The sequence below is a fragment of the Natronomonas sp. genome (assembly GCF_028274965.1).
Lineage (GTDB): Archaea > Halobacteriota > Halobacteria > Halobacteriales > Haloarculaceae > Natronomonas.
Map to the genome: position 1 here is coordinate 13651 of NZ_JAQCNO010000022.1, position 14388 is coordinate 28038.

20 protein-coding genes are annotated in these 14388 nt (G+C 68.9%); 8 read left to right on the forward strand and 12 right to left on the reverse strand.

The genetic code is table 11. The features are described 5' to 3' along the window. The first annotated feature begins 69 nt into the window (after positions 1-69). Positions 70-507 (forward strand): MaoC/PaaZ C-terminal domain-containing protein, encoded by a 438-nt coding sequence (locus Q0916_RS03870; protein WP_299234632.1) that lies wholly within the window; start codon positions 70-72, stop codon positions 505-507. A gap of 20 nt (positions 508-527) precedes the next feature. On the opposite strand, the gene purF is transcribed toward Q0916_RS03870, so the two are convergent. The 3 genes from purF to Q0916_RS03885 form a co-directional block, all read right to left on the reverse strand. After that, positions 528-2012, reverse strand: a complete 1485-nt coding sequence (purF, locus tag Q0916_RS03875) for an amidophosphoribosyltransferase (RefSeq protein ID WP_299234637.1) — start codon at positions 2010-2012, stop codon at positions 528-530. 162 nt (positions 2013-2174) lie between these two features. Continuing rightward, the gene (locus Q0916_RS03880; RefSeq protein ID WP_256028345.1) at positions 2175-2348 is read right to left on the reverse strand and encodes a 50S ribosomal protein L37e; all 174 of its coding nucleotides are present in this window, start codon (positions 2346-2348) and stop codon (positions 2175-2177) included. Then, positions 2345-2530 carry an LSM domain-containing protein gene (locus Q0916_RS03885; protein WP_299234649.1) on the reverse strand — a complete coding sequence of 62 codons (186 nt, stop codon included), beginning with the start codon at positions 2528-2530 and terminating at the stop codon, positions 2345-2347. The genes Q0916_RS03880 and Q0916_RS03885 overlap by 4 nt, the downstream gene beginning before the upstream one ends. A gap of 98 nt (positions 2531-2628) precedes the next feature. Between Q0916_RS03885 and Q0916_RS03890 the strand changes: the two genes are divergently transcribed. Together Q0916_RS03890 and Q0916_RS03895 are read left to right on the forward strand one after the other, a co-directional pair. After that, entirely contained in the window at positions 2629-2868 is a 240-nt protein-coding gene (locus Q0916_RS03890; protein WP_299234652.1) for a hypothetical protein, read from the forward strand. A gap of 72 nt (positions 2869-2940) precedes the next feature. Beyond that, positions 2941-3885, forward strand: a complete 945-nt coding sequence (locus tag Q0916_RS03895) for a zinc-dependent metalloprotease (protein WP_299234655.1) — start codon at positions 2941-2943, stop codon at positions 3883-3885. A gap of 28 nt (positions 3886-3913) precedes the next feature. Here Q0916_RS03895 and Q0916_RS03900 read toward each other — a convergent pair whose 3' ends face one another. From Q0916_RS03900 to Q0916_RS03915, 4 genes are all read right to left on the reverse strand, one after another. After that, positions 3914-4150, reverse strand: coding sequence for a hypothetical protein (locus Q0916_RS03900; RefSeq protein ID WP_299234657.1), 237 nt, complete (start codon positions 4148-4150; stop codon positions 3914-3916). Positions 4151-4414: 264 nt separating this feature from the next. Continuing rightward, entirely contained in the window at positions 4415-4759 is a 345-nt protein-coding gene (rpl12p, locus tag Q0916_RS03905) for a 50S ribosomal protein P1 (RefSeq protein ID WP_299234660.1), read from the reverse strand. Positions 4760-4765: 6 nt separating this feature from the next. Then, positions 4766-5809, reverse strand: coding sequence for a 50S ribosomal protein L10 (locus tag Q0916_RS03910; RefSeq protein ID WP_299234663.1), 1044 nt, complete (start codon positions 5807-5809; stop codon positions 4766-4768). Beyond that, positions 5806-6444 carry a 50S ribosomal protein L1 gene (locus tag Q0916_RS03915; RefSeq protein ID WP_299234666.1) on the reverse strand — a complete coding sequence of 213 codons (639 nt, stop codon included), beginning with the start codon at positions 6442-6444 and terminating at the stop codon, positions 5806-5808. The genes Q0916_RS03910 and Q0916_RS03915 overlap by 4 nt, the downstream gene beginning before the upstream one ends. A 229-nt stretch (positions 6445-6673) precedes the next feature. Between Q0916_RS03915 and Q0916_RS03920 the strand changes: the two genes are divergently transcribed. After that, positions 6674-7645, forward strand: coding sequence for a quinone oxidoreductase family protein (locus Q0916_RS03920; RefSeq protein WP_299234669.1), 972 nt, complete (start codon positions 6674-6676; stop codon positions 7643-7645). A gap of 18 nt (positions 7646-7663) precedes the next feature. Here the strand turns inward: Q0916_RS03920 and Q0916_RS03925 are convergent, their stop codons facing one another. From Q0916_RS03925 to Q0916_RS03940, 4 genes are all read right to left on the reverse strand, one after another. Then, positions 7664-8137 (reverse strand): thiol-disulfide oxidoreductase DCC family protein, encoded by a 474-nt coding sequence (locus Q0916_RS03925; protein ID WP_299234672.1) that lies wholly within the window; start codon positions 8135-8137, stop codon positions 7664-7666. Positions 8138-8257: 120 nt separating this feature from the next. Continuing rightward, a complete protein-coding gene (locus tag Q0916_RS03930) occupies positions 8258-8749 on the reverse strand; it encodes a 50S ribosomal protein L11 (RefSeq protein ID WP_299234674.1) in 492 nt (163 codons plus the stop codon). A gap of 90 nt (positions 8750-8839) precedes the next feature. Then, on the reverse strand, positions 8840-9040 hold the full coding sequence (locus Q0916_RS03935; protein ID WP_299234677.1) for a hypothetical protein: 201 nt from the start codon (positions 9038-9040) through the stop codon (positions 8840-8842). A 69-nt stretch (positions 9041-9109) separates the two neighbouring features. Continuing rightward, the gene (locus Q0916_RS03940) at positions 9110-9274 is read right to left on the reverse strand and encodes a hypothetical protein (RefSeq protein ID WP_299234680.1); all 165 of its coding nucleotides are present in this window, start codon (positions 9272-9274) and stop codon (positions 9110-9112) included. A gap of 102 nt (positions 9275-9376) precedes the next feature. Here Q0916_RS03940 and Q0916_RS03945 point away from each other — a divergent pair, with 102 nt between their 5' ends. The 3 genes from Q0916_RS03945 to Q0916_RS03955 all read left to right on the forward strand — a co-directional run bounded on the left by Q0916_RS03945 (position 9377) and on the right by Q0916_RS03955 (position 12609). Continuing rightward, on the forward strand, positions 9377-10492 hold the full coding sequence (locus tag Q0916_RS03945) for an OBG GTPase family GTP-binding protein (protein ID WP_299234695.1): 1116 nt from the start codon (positions 9377-9379) through the stop codon (positions 10490-10492). Positions 10493-10618: 126 nt separating this feature from the next. Continuing rightward, positions 10619-11569, forward strand: coding sequence for an archaeosortase A (gene artA, locus Q0916_RS03950; protein ID WP_299234683.1), 951 nt, complete (start codon positions 10619-10621; stop codon positions 11567-11569). After that, positions 11566-12609 (forward strand): hypothetical protein, encoded by a 1044-nt coding sequence (locus Q0916_RS03955; RefSeq protein WP_299234686.1) that lies wholly within the window; start codon positions 11566-11568, stop codon positions 12607-12609. Before artA ends, Q0916_RS03955 begins: the two co-directional genes overlap by 4 nt. 5 nt (positions 12610-12614) lie before the next feature. Here the strand turns inward: Q0916_RS03955 and dph5 are convergent, their stop codons facing one another. Next, a complete protein-coding gene (gene dph5 / locus Q0916_RS03960; RefSeq protein ID WP_299234689.1) occupies positions 12615-13415 on the reverse strand; it encodes a diphthine synthase in 801 nt (266 codons plus the stop codon). A 176-nt stretch (positions 13416-13591) separates the two neighbouring features. On the opposite strand from dph5, the gene Q0916_RS03965 reads away from it, so the two are divergent. Next, positions 13592-14388: class I SAM-dependent methyltransferase (locus tag Q0916_RS03965; protein WP_299234692.1), on the forward strand; the 797-nt coding region annotated here is incomplete at its 3' end.

Genomic DNA, 14388 nt, shown 5'->3' on the forward strand with positions numbered 1-14388 from the left:
CGTATAAGTTGCCCTGCTCGGGGTCCTCGATCGCAACCGCTTTGCGGGTCGCTACCGTGTGTCGACCGTATGTCACACCGGAGCTTCGAGGACGTGATCGTCGGCGAGGCGATCGACTGCGGAACCGTCTCGGTCACGCGTTCGGAGATCATCGCCTTCGCCGAGCGCCACGACCCGCTCGGGATCCACACCGACCCCGAGGCCGCGGCGGACTCGCCGTTCGACGGCGTCATCGCAAGCGGCATCCACACCCTCGCGCTGACGCAGCCGCCGGTCGTCGAGCACTTCTACGGCGACTCGGATCTCGTCGCCGCCGGCCGCATCGAATCGCTCCGGTTTCCGGCGCCCGTCCGCCCGGGCGACGCGCTCTCGGTGGAGCTTTCGGTCCTCGAGAAGCGGGCCGCCTCCGGTGCCGACGACAGGGGCGTCGTGCGGACGCGACGAACCGCGAGCGTCGGCGAGGAGCCGGTACTGGAGATGCGCAACGACACGGTGTGGCGGCGCTGAGCGGCCGCCGTGCCGCCTCCTCAGTCGTCCGAACGGGCGACGCCGGCGTCGCCGGAGGCGTCCTCGCCGTCGGGTCTGATGACCTCTCTGTCGGTCGATTCGCCCTCGATGTCGTAGGGGTACTCGCCGGTGACACACCCCAAACAGAGGTCCGCGCGGGTCGTCTCGAGGGCGTCGGCGATCGCGTCGATCGAGAGGTACGCGAGCGAGTCGGCGTCGATCTCCTCGCGGATCGCCTCGGTGTCCCGACCGGCGGCGATGAGTTCCTCGCGGGAGGCCATGTCGATGCCCATGTAACACGGCGCGACGATCGCCGGCGCGCCGATCCGCATGTGGACGGCCTCGGCCCCGGCCTCTGTCAGCAGTTCGACAAGCTGCGTCGAGGTCGTCCCCCGGACGATCGAATCGTCGATGACGGTGACCGTCTTGCCCTCGATGACGTCCCGGATGGGGTTGAGCTTGAGCCGCACGGCGCGCTCGCGGGCGTCCTGGGTCGGCATGATGAACGTCCGGCCGACGTACCGGTTTTTCATCAGCCCCTCGGCGAACGAGACGTCGGCGCCGTCGTCTTGGGCCGCCTTCGCGTACCCTGAAGCGAACGCCCGCCCCGAGTCGGGGACGGGAAGGACGACATCGGTTTCGACGCCCGACTCGGCCCACAGGTGCCGGCCGAGCTCGCGCCGGACGTCGTACACGAGGCTCCCGTCGATGCGGGAGTCCGGCCGGGCGAAGTAGACGTGCTCGAAAAAGCAATGGGCGCTGTTGTCCATCTCGACGAGCTGGTACGACTCGAAGCCGGCGCCGTCGTCCTCTAAGACGACGAGTTCGCCGGGGCGGACGTCGCGGACGAGTTCGCCGTCGAGGACGTCGATCGCGGCCGACTCCGAGGCGAGGACGTAGCCGTCCTCGAGTTCGCCGATACAGAGCGGGCGGTTGCCCTGCGGATCGCGCACGCCCAAGACCGTGTCGTCGTGGGCGATCGTCAGCGAGTACGAGCCGTGGATCCGGTTCATCGTCCGTTTCACCGCGCGGATGAGGTCGGCGTCCAGCAGGTTCCGGGCGAGTTCGTGCGCGATGACCTCGGTATCGCCGTCGCTCGTGAAGGCGTGTCCGTTCGCCGCGAGCTCCTCGCGGAGTTCGGCGGTGTTCACGAGGTTGCCGTTGTGGCTCAACCCGAGCGACCCGGACTTGAACGACACCGAAAACGGCTGGGCACAGCAGGCGTTGACGCTCCCGGCCGTCGGGTACCGCACGTGCCCGATACCGGTCGCCCCGTTCAGCGCGTCGAGGTCGCCGGGCTCGAACGCGTCGCCGACCAGCCCCATCTCGACGTGGCTGTGCTGTTGGAACCCGTCGTGGGTGACGATCCCGGCGGACTCCTGCCCCCGGTGTTGCAACGCGTAGAGCGCGTAGTACAGCGGCCGTGAAGCGTCCCGCCCATCGAGTGAGACACCGACCACGCCGCATTTTTCAGTCGGCCCGTCGGAATGCCGCCCCTCTGGCATACCTCCCTATCCGAGCGCCACCGACAAAAACCCACTCCATCGTGCGTGGGCGCGGGCGACCGGCCGCCGCATGTATGCACGATCGTGGATGTGTCCGTCCGAACGGGGCTGTGCGATCGGCGGTTCGGGGGCGGTCGTCGCCCGCGTCGCCGCGTCGGCCCGCTATTCGCCCTGTTTCGACTGCCAGGCGTAGTCGCGCCGCTTTGCGGTCTTCCCGAACCCACAGGACGCACAGACCTTCTTCCTGCTGTGGTAGGATTTCTCGCCGCAGCGCCGACACTTGACGTGCGTCGTCTTGTTCTTCTTCCCTTGGCTCGGAGTCCCGGACCCAGTCATGGTTGTATCGAAACGACGTTATCGCCGCGGATAATCGTTACGTTGTCGCCGCTCTCGACGACGAGGTTCATGTGTTGGTCATACCCCGAGAGCACGCCCTCGTACACCTCGTCGTCCTTGAGCGTGACGCGGACCTCCGCGCCGAGCGTCTCTTCGAGGACATCGAGCGGTCGGTTCGTCATACCGGACCCGCTCGCGGCGGTGGCATAAACGCACCGGGATCCGCCCGGCGGCGGCTCCCGTACGGAGCCTATAAACGCGCGGCCCCCGAACCGAACGCATGGCAGAGTTCACGTTTCTTGAAGTGCACCTCGACGATCCGGTCTTGGCCGCCAACGCCCCCTCCGGCTCCGGGGACCGCGAAGACGCCGACGTCCCGCCGGAGCCCGACTCCGGCGGTCGGCGCGGAGCGGTGCTCGCGCTCGTGGTCGGAGTTGCCTTCTCGGTCGCGGTCGCGTATCTGGCCCGCCGGACGCTCCGCGAGGACCCCTCGGAGGAGCCGCTCGACGCCGCGGAGTGACCGCCATACCGGACGCGGCCGGCGGGTTCGAGCACCCGGAAGAGCTTTGCCCGGCGGTCGGGTATTTCGGGTGTGAGCCTCTTTCGCGCCGCACTCGCTGTCGCTGAATCGGAGGGCGACGGCCCCGTCGACTGGAACGCCGTCGGCAGCGCCGCCCGGACCGCGACCGACCCCGGCGACCTGACGCTCTCGGCGGCCGACCGCGACGGCTACGCCGCGGACGTCGCCGACGCGCGCGACGGGATCCGGGCGGCGGCCGGCGTCGATTTCGAACTCCCCGAGACCGTCCAGGTCCAGAACCGCCACCACTGGATCGACGCGAACGTCGACACGTTCCGACGGCTGCTCGGTCCGCTCGAGAGCACCTCGACCGTCGTCCCCTCGCTCGCTCGCACCGCGAACACCGGCTCGATGGCGGTCACGCTGGGGTTTCTCGCGAACAACGTGCTCGGGCAGTACGATCCGCTGTTGCTCGGCGACGGGGACCACGGCCTGTACTTCGTCCACCCGAACATCGTCGCGATCGCCGACGCCCTCGACGTCGACGGCGAGCGCTTCCGGCGCTGGATCGCCTTCCACGAGGTCGCGCACGCGGCGGAGTTCGGCACCGCGCCGTGGCTCTCCGAGCACTTAGAGCGCCACATGACCGACATCGTCGACGAGTTGGTCGCCGGCCGGTTCGACCGGGAGGCGCTCTCGGAGCTCAACGCCACGATGACGGCCGTCGAGGGGTACGCGGAGCTGGTCATGGACCGGGCGTTCGACCGCGAGTACGCCGACCTCCGGGAGAAACTCGACGACAGGCGGCGGAACGTCGGCCCGGTCTCGCGGATCGTCCGGCGGCTGCTCGGGTTCGGGATGAAACGGCGGCAGTACGAGCGCGGCAAGGCCTTTTTCGACGCCGTCGCCGACGAGCGCGGCGTGGCCGGCGCGGCGGCCGTCTGGGAGTCGCCGCAGAACCTCCCGACCGACGCGGAACTCGACGATCCGGCCGAGTGGCTGGTGCGCGTCGCCTGAGCCCGGACGCGGCCGCCGACCGACGCGGCTACCGCCGGCGCCGACGGGAGGAGGCGGGCGCGATGGCGTCGGCGCTGGGAAACAGATACCAGACGATCACCACCCCTACGAGGACCCCAGCGGCGCACGCGAGAGCGACCGCCCGCAGCGGGGCCCCGCCGTAGACGGTGATGAGCCCCGCCGACGCCGCGATCAAAAGCACCGTCGCCGCCTTCGCCGCGCGGAGCGTTCGGACCCGTTCGTCGTTCGGTATCGGGTCGACCACTACCGCGCTCCCCCGACGGCGGACGCGCCCCGAACGGCCCGGGGCGGGACCGCTACCGCTTCAGGCACTCCCCCCGAGTCGGGGGGCTCATTGCCGCGGAACGCGTCGCGATCGCTCCCGACCCTGGGCGTCTCGACGTCCATGTCCCCGCTTCGGTAGCGTCTGACTTACCACTGCTGGAAACGGACGCCCCTCGGCCACCGGCGCCCGTTCGGCCGGTTGCGCCGCTGTCGGGCGGAATAAAACGGAACGACGCCGGTCGCCTCAGCCGAACAGTTCGCCGAGGCCTTCGCCGCCGTCGCCTTCGTCCTCGTCGTCCTCGTCGTCCTCCGCTTCGGCCTCCGCTTCCTCGTCGGCGTCGGCCTCCTCGTCGCCGCCGTCGTCGGCCGTCTCCTCGGCGGCCGCGGCCCCGCCGGACCCGCCGGCCGGAACCGCAGCGGCCGTCTCGATGGCCTCCTCGACGTCGACGTCTTCGAGCGCCGCGACGAGGGCCTTGACGCGGGACTCCTCGACGTCGACTCCCGCCGCCTCGAGGACGCCCGTCAGGTTGTCTTCGTTGATCTCTTCGCCGGTCTCGTGCAGAATCAGTGCTGCGTAAACGTATTCCATTGGTAATCACCCGAACATGTCGCCGAGCGCGTCGCCACCGTCGGCGTCGTCGTCGGCATCGTCGTCGCTTTCGCCGTCCGCTTCGGTTTCGTCGGTCGGTTCCTCGTCCGCCGCGCCTCCGTCGTCCCCGTCGGACGGGGCGTCATCTGTGGGTTCGACGCCGCGGAGCTCCTCCGGAAGCGCCTCGTCGTCGTCGATCGCCGCCGCGAGCGAACGCAGTTGTGCGTCCGCCTTGGAGACGAGGTCGTCGACGAGATCCGGACTCTCGATCGCCGCCGAGAGGCCGACCGATTTGGCCTCGCCGGCGGCCCTGGCGAGCATCGACGGCGCGGTCCGCGCCGTCGGGTACTCCGCGTTGATCGAGAGGTTCCGCGCGGCGCTCGAGGCCGTCCGGAGGTCCTCGACGTAGCTGTCGATGTCGATGTCGAGCTCCTCCGGCGAGAACACGACACCCTCGGAGACGACGCCCCGGAGGTCGAGGCCGACCTCCTTGGGCTCGATCCCGAGTTCGCCGAGCACGTTCGCGAGGTCGGCCGAGACCTCCTCGCCGGCCGACAGGACCGTCGAGTCCTCGACGACCTTGATCGAACCGCCCTCGATCCGCGCGTTCGCGCCGACCGTCTGGAGTTCGCCGACGAACGGCCCCGGGTCGACGCCGGTGTCGCCCTCGGAGATCACGATGTCGTTCGGCGCGGTCTCCCCGGCGCCGATCGGCGCGGGCGTCTTCGACTCCTCGAGCTGTTGGTACAGCCCGAAGGGGTTCTCGTTCGTCCCGATGAGCCCGACCTGACCCTCGACGTGTTCGGCGAGCCGTTCGAGACCGTCCTCGCCCTCGGCCAACGCCCGCTCGATAAGGGTGTTCCGCGAGACGCGGAGCTCCGCGGAGCCGTGAAGCTCCCGCCGCATGTCCTGGAGCTGACGGCTCGGGATCCCCGTGATGTTGACGACGCCGACGGACTGGTACCGCCCGATGAACGCGGCCAACTCGTCGGTCTCCTCGCGTTTCCACTCCGGGATCGTCTCGGTCTTGCGCTCGGACTCGGCGCTCATGCGGGCACCTCCACGGCCGGCCCCATCGTCGTTTTCACGTACACCGAGTCGATGTTCTGCGGCCCCTTCTCGAGGTCCGTGAACAGCCGGCGCAGAATGACGTCGATGTTGTCGGCGATCGCTTCGGCGTCCATGTCCTCGGCGCCGACACGCGTGTGGAACGTCCGGCGCTCGCCGGAGCGGACCTGCACGGTGTTTTTCATCCGTTCGACCGTCTCGACGACGTCGTCATCGGGCTGTAGGGGGGTCGGCATCTTCCCCCGCGGACCGAGTATGGTCCCGAGATACCGGCCGATGTTCTGCATCATGCTGGCTTCGGCGACGAAGAAGTCCGTCTCGTCCGCCAGATCTTTCGCCGCGTTGTCGTCGTCCCCGAGGTCCTCGAGGTCCTCGCCGTCGAGCACGTCGTCGGCGACGTCCTCGGCTCTGAGGGCGGTTTCGCCCTCCGCGAAGACGACGATCTGCGTGTTCTGGCCCGTACCCGACGGTAGGACGATGCTCTCGTCCACCCGGTTGTTGGGGTCTGCTAGGTCTAAGTCGCGCAGATTGACAGCGATGTCCACCGTCTCGCGGAAGTTCCGCTTGGGTGAGTCGCTGAGTGCGCGAGATACTGCGTCCTCTATCGAATCTGCCATCGTTCACCTCCGTAGTTTCTGCCTCGTGGGCTACTACGGCGTGAAACAGGCTACGCCTGTCTCGTCTCGAAGGTGGTGGATAACGCACTTAAGCGCGTCGAACCGCCGCGGGCGTGCCCCGGGCACCCACCCGACTGCGGGCCACCGATCCGGTCTCAGCGTCCCGGCGGTCCGCCGTCCGAGGACTCCGAGCGTGCGTTTTATTCGTCCGCGGGGAGACCCGGGAGTAATGTACGCGGTCCGACACCACGAAGCCGGCGGTCCCGAGGTCCTGCGGTACGAATCGATCGATCGACCCGAACCGGGTCCCGGCGAGGTCCTCGTCGAGGTGCGGGCCGCGTCGGTCAACCCCGTCGACGCCAAACTCCGCGCCGTGCGCGACCCCGACTCGCCGAAGACGACCGGATCTGACCTCGCGGGCGTCGTCGCCGCGGTCGGCCAAGGGGTCTCCGCACACGCCGTCGGCGATCGGGTGTTCGCGACCGGCCTTCACAGCGACCGGTTCAGGGGCGGCTCCTTCGCCGAGTACGCGGCCGTTCCGACCGATCTCCTCGCCGCGCTCCCGGACGCCGTCAGCTTCGAGGACGGCGCCGCCCTCGCGCTCGTCGGCGTGACCGCCTGGCGCGCGTTCGTCACCCACGCCGGCGTTTCGCCGGGAACGACGGCGTTCGTCCACGGGGCAAACGGCGGCGTCGGACACGTCGCCGTCGGCCTCGCGGACGCGATGGGCGCGTCGGTCGTCGGCACGGCCCGTCCGACGTACCACGACGACGTGCGCGCGTTGGGTGCCGACGCGGTGTTCGATTACGGCCGCGAGGACCTCTCGGAGGCGGTCGAAGACGCCGTCGGGGACGCCGACGCCGTCCTCGATCACATGCCCGAGACGTACCTCGGGTTCGACGTCGACGTCGCCGCCTTCGGCGGCAGCGTCGTCGTCATCGCAGACGGCGCGCCGACAGTGCCGGACACGCTTCCGGCCCGATCGAAGGAGCTCGCGGTGCAGTTCATGAGCATGTCGAACCTGATCGATCACTCCGATCTGCCCGATGTCGGCCCGATCCTCGAACGCCTCGCGGCGGCGAAGGCCGACGGCCGCTTCGAGGTGTTGATCGACCGGAGTTACCCCCTCGAGGAGGGCGCCGACGCCCACCGGGCGGTGATGGACGAGAGCGTTCTGGGCAAGATCCTCGTCGTCCCCTGATCGCGCTACCGAAACGCGTTATCGCCCGATTTCACCGGTCTCGGCCTCCTCGCCGGCGTCGGTGTCGGCGCCGAGGTCGCCGTCGGCACCGATGAACCGCGCGCGGAGTTCGCCGTCGGGGACGAGACACCGATCGCGCTTCCCGAACCACTCGTAGCGGTGCTCGGCGAGAAACCGGTAGGCCCGATCCCGGAGCCGCCCGGGCACGACCGACGCGACAGAGCCGAGCGCCCACGGGAAGCCCAACAGCCACGCCAACCGCACGACGGCGTCCGACTCCGTGTACGCTCGATCGCCCTCGACGACGACCATGCTCTCGTCGTAGTCCCCGTCGAGACCGCACCGCTCGAGCAGTTCCGTTCCCGCGGCCGACTGTAGCGTTCCGAACCGCAGCCGGTCGCGGCGGTCCATCCGGACGAGCCACGGCAGGGATCCGACACAGAGGGCACAGACGCCGTCGAAGAGCACGATCGGGTCGTCGGTATCGTTCATGAGATCGCTACGGCCCGCACGGACGAATACGTGACGCCGACGGGAGCGATCGCCGGCCTCGGAGAAGACCCTCGGAACGTCTCGGTCCGGTTTAGTTCGATCCGATCCGTTACGGTTCGGCTACGCCTGCGCCTCGGCGTCGTCGAACGTGTCGTCGTACTCGCCGGCGTCGAGGCGGTCGTCGAAGGTGCGCGCGTCCTCGCCGTCGACGGTGACGCCCAGAGAGACACAGGTGCCGGCGACCTCCTTTGCGGCGTTGCGGGCGTCGTACGCGAGCAGGTCGGGGAGCTTCTGCTCGGCGACCGTCTTGAGCTGTTCGACCGACATGTCGGCGACGAACTCCTCGTTCGGCTCGCCGGACCCGGTTTCGAACCCGAGTTCGTCCTTTATCAGCGCGGCCGTCGGCGGCACGCCGACCTCGATGCCGAACGAGCCGTCGTCGTCGTAATCGACGGTGATGGGGACCTCGGTCCCGTCGAACGCGGCGGTCTGTTCGTTGATCTCGTTGACGACGGCCTGCACGTCGACCGGCGTCGGTCCGAGCTCCGGCCCGAGCGGCGGCCCCGGGTTGGCCTGGCCGCCGGGAACGAGCACTTCGATGGTTCCAGCCATACACGTACTCACCGCCGCAGGAGTTTTAAGAGTTACCGACTTCGCCCGCCGTGGTACCGGACCACACGTCGGCCGCGGCGGCCGCGTCGGTCAGCCGAAGACGACGCCGTGGCGGGCGAGGTACGTGCTGACCCGCTTGATCGCGACCGGACTGCCGATGATCCGCACCGCATCCCCCTCCTCGGCGACCGTGACCGAAAACCCCGATTCGAGGCCCTCTCGGAGCCCCTCGAGGCGGTCCGCCGGGAGGGCGATCTCGGTACTGTCGCGGAATCGGGCCGAATCCACCATCCACCGAGGGTTCGCCTCTCGGCACAATGAACGTGTTGCATTAATCCTGAACGATTGCTCAGAGCCCGCTCACGCGTTTATGACCAACAGCCCGAACACCGCCGCGGCGATGAGGACACCGCTAACCGTCCGGAACCCGTACCCGAAAAACGTCGAAAAGACGAGATGAAAGACGCCGACGAACGCGACGCCGGCGCAAACGAGCGTGTACGCGAGCTTCCGTTTGCCGTCCATATCGCGCGTACGACCCGGAGCAGTATAGCCGTGTCCGTCCGTCCGTTGGCGGCCACCGGCCAACCGAACGGCTTTTTCACCGCCGGCGACTGGTCCCACCCGATGGGGCTCAAAGAGGAGATCGAGGCGATCGAGGAGGAGATCGCCGAAACCCCGTACAACAAATCGACCGAGCAGCACATCGGTCGGCTGAAGGCGAAGCTGTCGGAGAAAAAAGAGAAGCTCGAACGACAGCAGTCCTCCGGGAGCGGGGGCGGCGGGTACGCGGTCGAAAAGCACGGCGACGCGACGGTCGCGCTCGTCGGTTTCCCCTCCGTCGGCAAGTCGACGCTCCTCAACGCGTTGACCAACGCCGACAGCGAGGTCGGCTCCTACGAGTTCACGACGCTGGACGTCAACCCCGGCATGCTAGAGTACCGCGGTGCGAACATCCAGTTGCTCGACGTCCCGGGGCTCATCGAGGGCGCGGCGGAGAACCGCGGCGGCGGCCAGGCCGTCCTCTCCGTCGTCCGCACCGCCGATCTCGTCCTGTTCGTCCTCTCGGCGTTCGAGATCGACCAGTACGAGCGCCTCCGGGAGGAGCTCTACGCGAACAAGGTCCGCCTCGACACCGAACCGGTCAACGTCAACGTCCGCAAGAGACACAAAGGCGGGATCAACCTCACGACCTCGGATCGGGTCGGACTCGACGACGAGACGATCATGGGCGTGCTCCGGGAGTACGACTACATCAACGCCGACGTGACGATCCGGGAGGACCTCACGATCGACCAGCTCGTCGACGCGCTTCAGGACAACCGCGAGTACCTCCCGTCGGCCGTCTGTGTCAACAAGGTCGACCTCATCGATCCGGGCTACGTGGACACGGTCAAACGGGACCTCCGCTCGCACGGGATCGACCCCGACGAGGCGGTGTTCATAAGCGCCGAGGACGGCCGCGGTCTGGACTCGCTCAAGGAGACGATCTGGAACGACCTCGGGCTCATACGGATCTACATGGACAAACCCGGCCGCGGGATCGACCGCGGGGAACCGCTCGTCCTGACCCAGCGCGAAAACACCGTCGAGGACGCCTTAGAGACGCTCGGGGGAAGCTTCGACGAGCGGTTCCGGTTTGCCCGCGTCACCGGCCCCTCCGCGAAACACGACGAACAGCAGGTCGGCCGCGATCACGAACTCGAAGACGAGGACGTCATCCGGATCGTCGCCAGGAAGTGACCGGCCCCGGGCTCGCCCGGCTTTTTGACGGTGTTCCCCGATCCCCGATCCCGATCCGCCCGCGTGCGTGCGTCGCCCGCTCCCGCGACGACAAGGCATATACGCCTCGTTGTCCATCTCCCGGTAATGACGTCACCGGTGCAGTCGCTCGCCGAGATGTCGGTACTCCCGTACACCGACGTCCTCGCGTGGGTGGTGATGGCGGTCTTCGTCGCCGGCGTGATCGCCCACCGCCGAAACGACCTCCGTCTCGCCAGACGGATCACCGCCGCCGGGTGGGCGCTTTTCGCCGTCTTCTGGTTTTTGTTGATCCAACACTTCGCGTTCGTCATGCGCAGCGCCGTCGAGACCGCCCTCGTCGTCGTCGCCGTCCCCTCGTGTCTCTACGTCGGGTGGCAGCTACACAACGGCCGGGACTCGCTTTTGACCCTCTCGCGGGCGGTCGCGTTCATGACGATCATCTATCTCCCCTTCGAGACCTCCGAACTCGCCCGGAGCTTCCTGATCGAGACGGTCGCCTTCCAGACGGCGACGGTGATCGACTGGCTGGGGCTCTCGAACGGCGTCGAACTGATGAGGGATCCCGGGACCGACTCGTCGCTTCTGAACACGTTTTATTTCCCCGAGACCGACCGGGCGTCCCGGCTCGTCTTTCAGTGTACGGGGATCGGATCGATGGCGATCTTCGGCGGTCTGATCGCGGCCGTCGACGCCCCGAGGCCGAAGAAACTCGTCGCGACCGCCGTCTCGATCGGCATCATTTGGGCGCTCAACGTCGGGCGGAACGTGTTTATCGCCCTGGCGAACGGCTACCAGTGGTTCGCGGGGTCGTGGCTCGAGGGGCCGGTCATGTTCGCGTTCGGCCTCTCGGACCCGGCACGGGTGTCCTTTTTCGTCGCCGACCGGGTCATCTCACAGGTGCTCGCGGTCTTCGTGCTCGTCGGCATCGCCTGGTTCGTCTCCCGGTGGGTGCCCGAGCTCCTCGACGTCGGCGAGGAACTGCTCTCCGTGCTGTTGGGACGCGAGGTCCACCTCAGATCGCCCGACGCGGCCGCCGACGGCCGCGGCAAACAGTGAGCGACGACGACCGGTCCGGACGGACCGACGGCAATGGCGACGGCGATCCCGACGGCCTCTCGAGGCGGCGGCTCCTCCTCGGCGGCGGCGCGGCGCTTTCGGCCCTCGGGGCCGGCAAGGCGGCGCACAACACCGTGCTCGGCTACGGCCGGATCGGGCCGGGGACGAACCTCCGCGACCAGGAGTTGACGCCGCTTCTCACAGAACGGCTCGCGCCGAGATACGCCGAACCGATCGGCGATACCCCCGTCCGCGCCGGCGCCTCGACGCTCGTCGTCGCCCCCGACTCCGGGGACGAGACCCGCCTGTCGTTTTCGGCGGACGACCCCGCCGCCGCCGCGGAGATCGACCGACAGACCGGATCGGACGGCCGCCTGACGGCGCTCTTTTCGGACCTGTCGGCGTTTCACGCCGGCGAGTACGCCTTCGAGTTCCACCGCCCGACTGAGTTTTTCGAGCGCGTCGAGGGCGCCGACGCCCGCCCCGAGACGGCCGCGGCGATCCGCGACGCCCGCGACCGGGAGGTCGACCCGGCGGTCATCGAGCGCTTCGCCGGGGTCGATCCGGCGGCGACGCGCGCGCTCGTCGGGGGGCTCCTCGAGGGGTTCCGCGAACACACGAACTACGACGTCCCCCGGTACCTCGCGGGCTCCGTCGAGGACAACGTCCTCTTGGGCGCTCACGACGTCAGACAGTACTTCGAGACCGACGTCGATTTCGCCTCGTTGCTCGAGGCCGACTCGAGCGGGATCTTCTGTTGGGAACTCGTCTTCCGGTCGATCGAGGCGCTACAGGCCGTCGATCCGACCGCACAGACTGTCCCGGTCGCCGCCTGCTACGTGAGCGACAGCCGACACAAACACGCCTTCACCGGCGTCCTGTGCCCGATCCGAACCGAGGGCGGCGAGTTGCGCTTCCCGATGACGTTCCTCGATTACACCCACTCGACGCTGTACGACGACCTCCGCGCGACCGCGATCCTCGGCGACGGTCTCGACGCCTACGGCACCAGCCACCGCGCGACCGACATCTACTGGTAGTCGTCTCAGACCGGTTTCGGCAGCGCCCCCTCCGGCGCGCCAGCGAGGGCGGCGAGGGCCTCGCGTTCGATCACGTGGAGGTCCCCGGGGACGACGAGCAGATGCAGCGGCTCGCCGAACGTCCGGTCGGCGAGCGCGGACAGCCGGTCGGCCTCGACGACCGGGGCCGGGCTCCCGGCCCGGGCGACGGCGACGCCGAGGGCGTCGAGTTCCTCGCGCAAAAGCGCCGCCGCCCGGTCGGCCGTCATGTACTCCTCGCGGCCCGGCTCCCGACCGTCCGGCCCGAGGCCGACCTTGATGTCCAGATAGACGAGCGTGTGTAGCCCCCGCGAGCGGTTCGTCTCGATCGTTTCGACGACGCTCGCGGGGACGCCGTCGCCGCCGTGGGCGTACGGGAACGGCAGCGTCGTCGCCTTTCCGAACCGGTAGTTCTGCAGCCCCGTCAGCGACGCCGCGGCCGATCCCGCGGTCGTCCCGTGGACGATCTCGGTGTCAATCCCCCGCTCGTCGGCCCGCAGGCGTAGATCGACGTGCGTCGTCGAGATCATCGTGTCGCCGGCGGTGAGAAAGGCGGCGTCGCCGGCCGCCGCGGCCTCGAGGATCGGCTCCGGATCGCCCTCGACGCCGGCGCGGTCTCTGGTTTCGATCTCGGCGCCGTGGTAGGCGGCCAGTTCCTCGAGGGTCGCCCCGGCCAGCCTGCTGGTGTAGAACTCGGCGAACACCCGATCGGCGTCGGCGATCGCCTCCCGCCCCTCGACCGTGATCGAGCGCTCGTCGTAGAGTCCGAGCCCGACGAATGTGAGCATGAACCCCCTCGGCCGCCCGCGATCAAAAGCCCCGCGCTCTCACCGCCGCGCCCCCCGCGCTCTCACCGCCGCGCCCCCCGCGCCGCCCGCGTCGCTGGCCCCGGCTTCCGATGCGGACTCGCTCGGCGCGGGCCCGGAGCGTTACACTTACTCTCGTCGCCGGCGCAGGCTCGCGTATGACCGTCCGCTGTGTCCGCGTCGCCCGCGAGGACGGCGAGGCGGTCCGGGCTCGCCTCGCCGACGCCGGCGCGCTCTCCAAGGCCTACGAGATCGAGACGGAGGACGGGTTGCTCTATCTGCCGCTCGATCCTGACGCCGATCCGGCCGCGATCGAGCCCTTCGAGACCGTCGTTCGCTCCCCGAAGCGCCGCGAGACGCAGACGTTCCCCGCGGACCTTCTCGGGTTCGAACCGAGCTACGAGCGACTCGGGGACATCGTCATCGTCGACGAGGACGACGACGAGCGGGCGCGGGCGATCGTCGACGCCATCCGGGAGTCCGACCTCCGGGCCGGCACGGTACTGAACCGCGCCTCGCCGGTCGAGGGCGACCTCCGGGTCCGGCGCTGGGAACTACTGGCCGGCGACACCACCGAGACCGTCCACCGCGAGTACGGCTGTGCGTTCGAACTCGACGTCGCCGAGGTGTACTTTTCGCCCCGCCTCGCGACCGAACGCCACCGCGTCGTCGAGCGCGTCACCCCCGACGAGCGCGTCTTCGACATGTTCGCCGGCGTCGGCCCGTTCGTCGTCCCGGCGGCCAAACGAGGGGCTGACTGCGTCGGCGTCGACCTGAACCCCGCCGCGATCGAGTACCTTCGCCGCAACGCCGAGCGCAACGGCGTCGCCGACCGCATCGCGGCGATCAACGCCGACGTCCGCGACGTGTCCGGGTACGACGGGTGGGCCGATCGGATCGTGATGAACCTCCCGCACAGCGCCGACGAGTTCCTCGACACCGCCGTCTCGCTCGC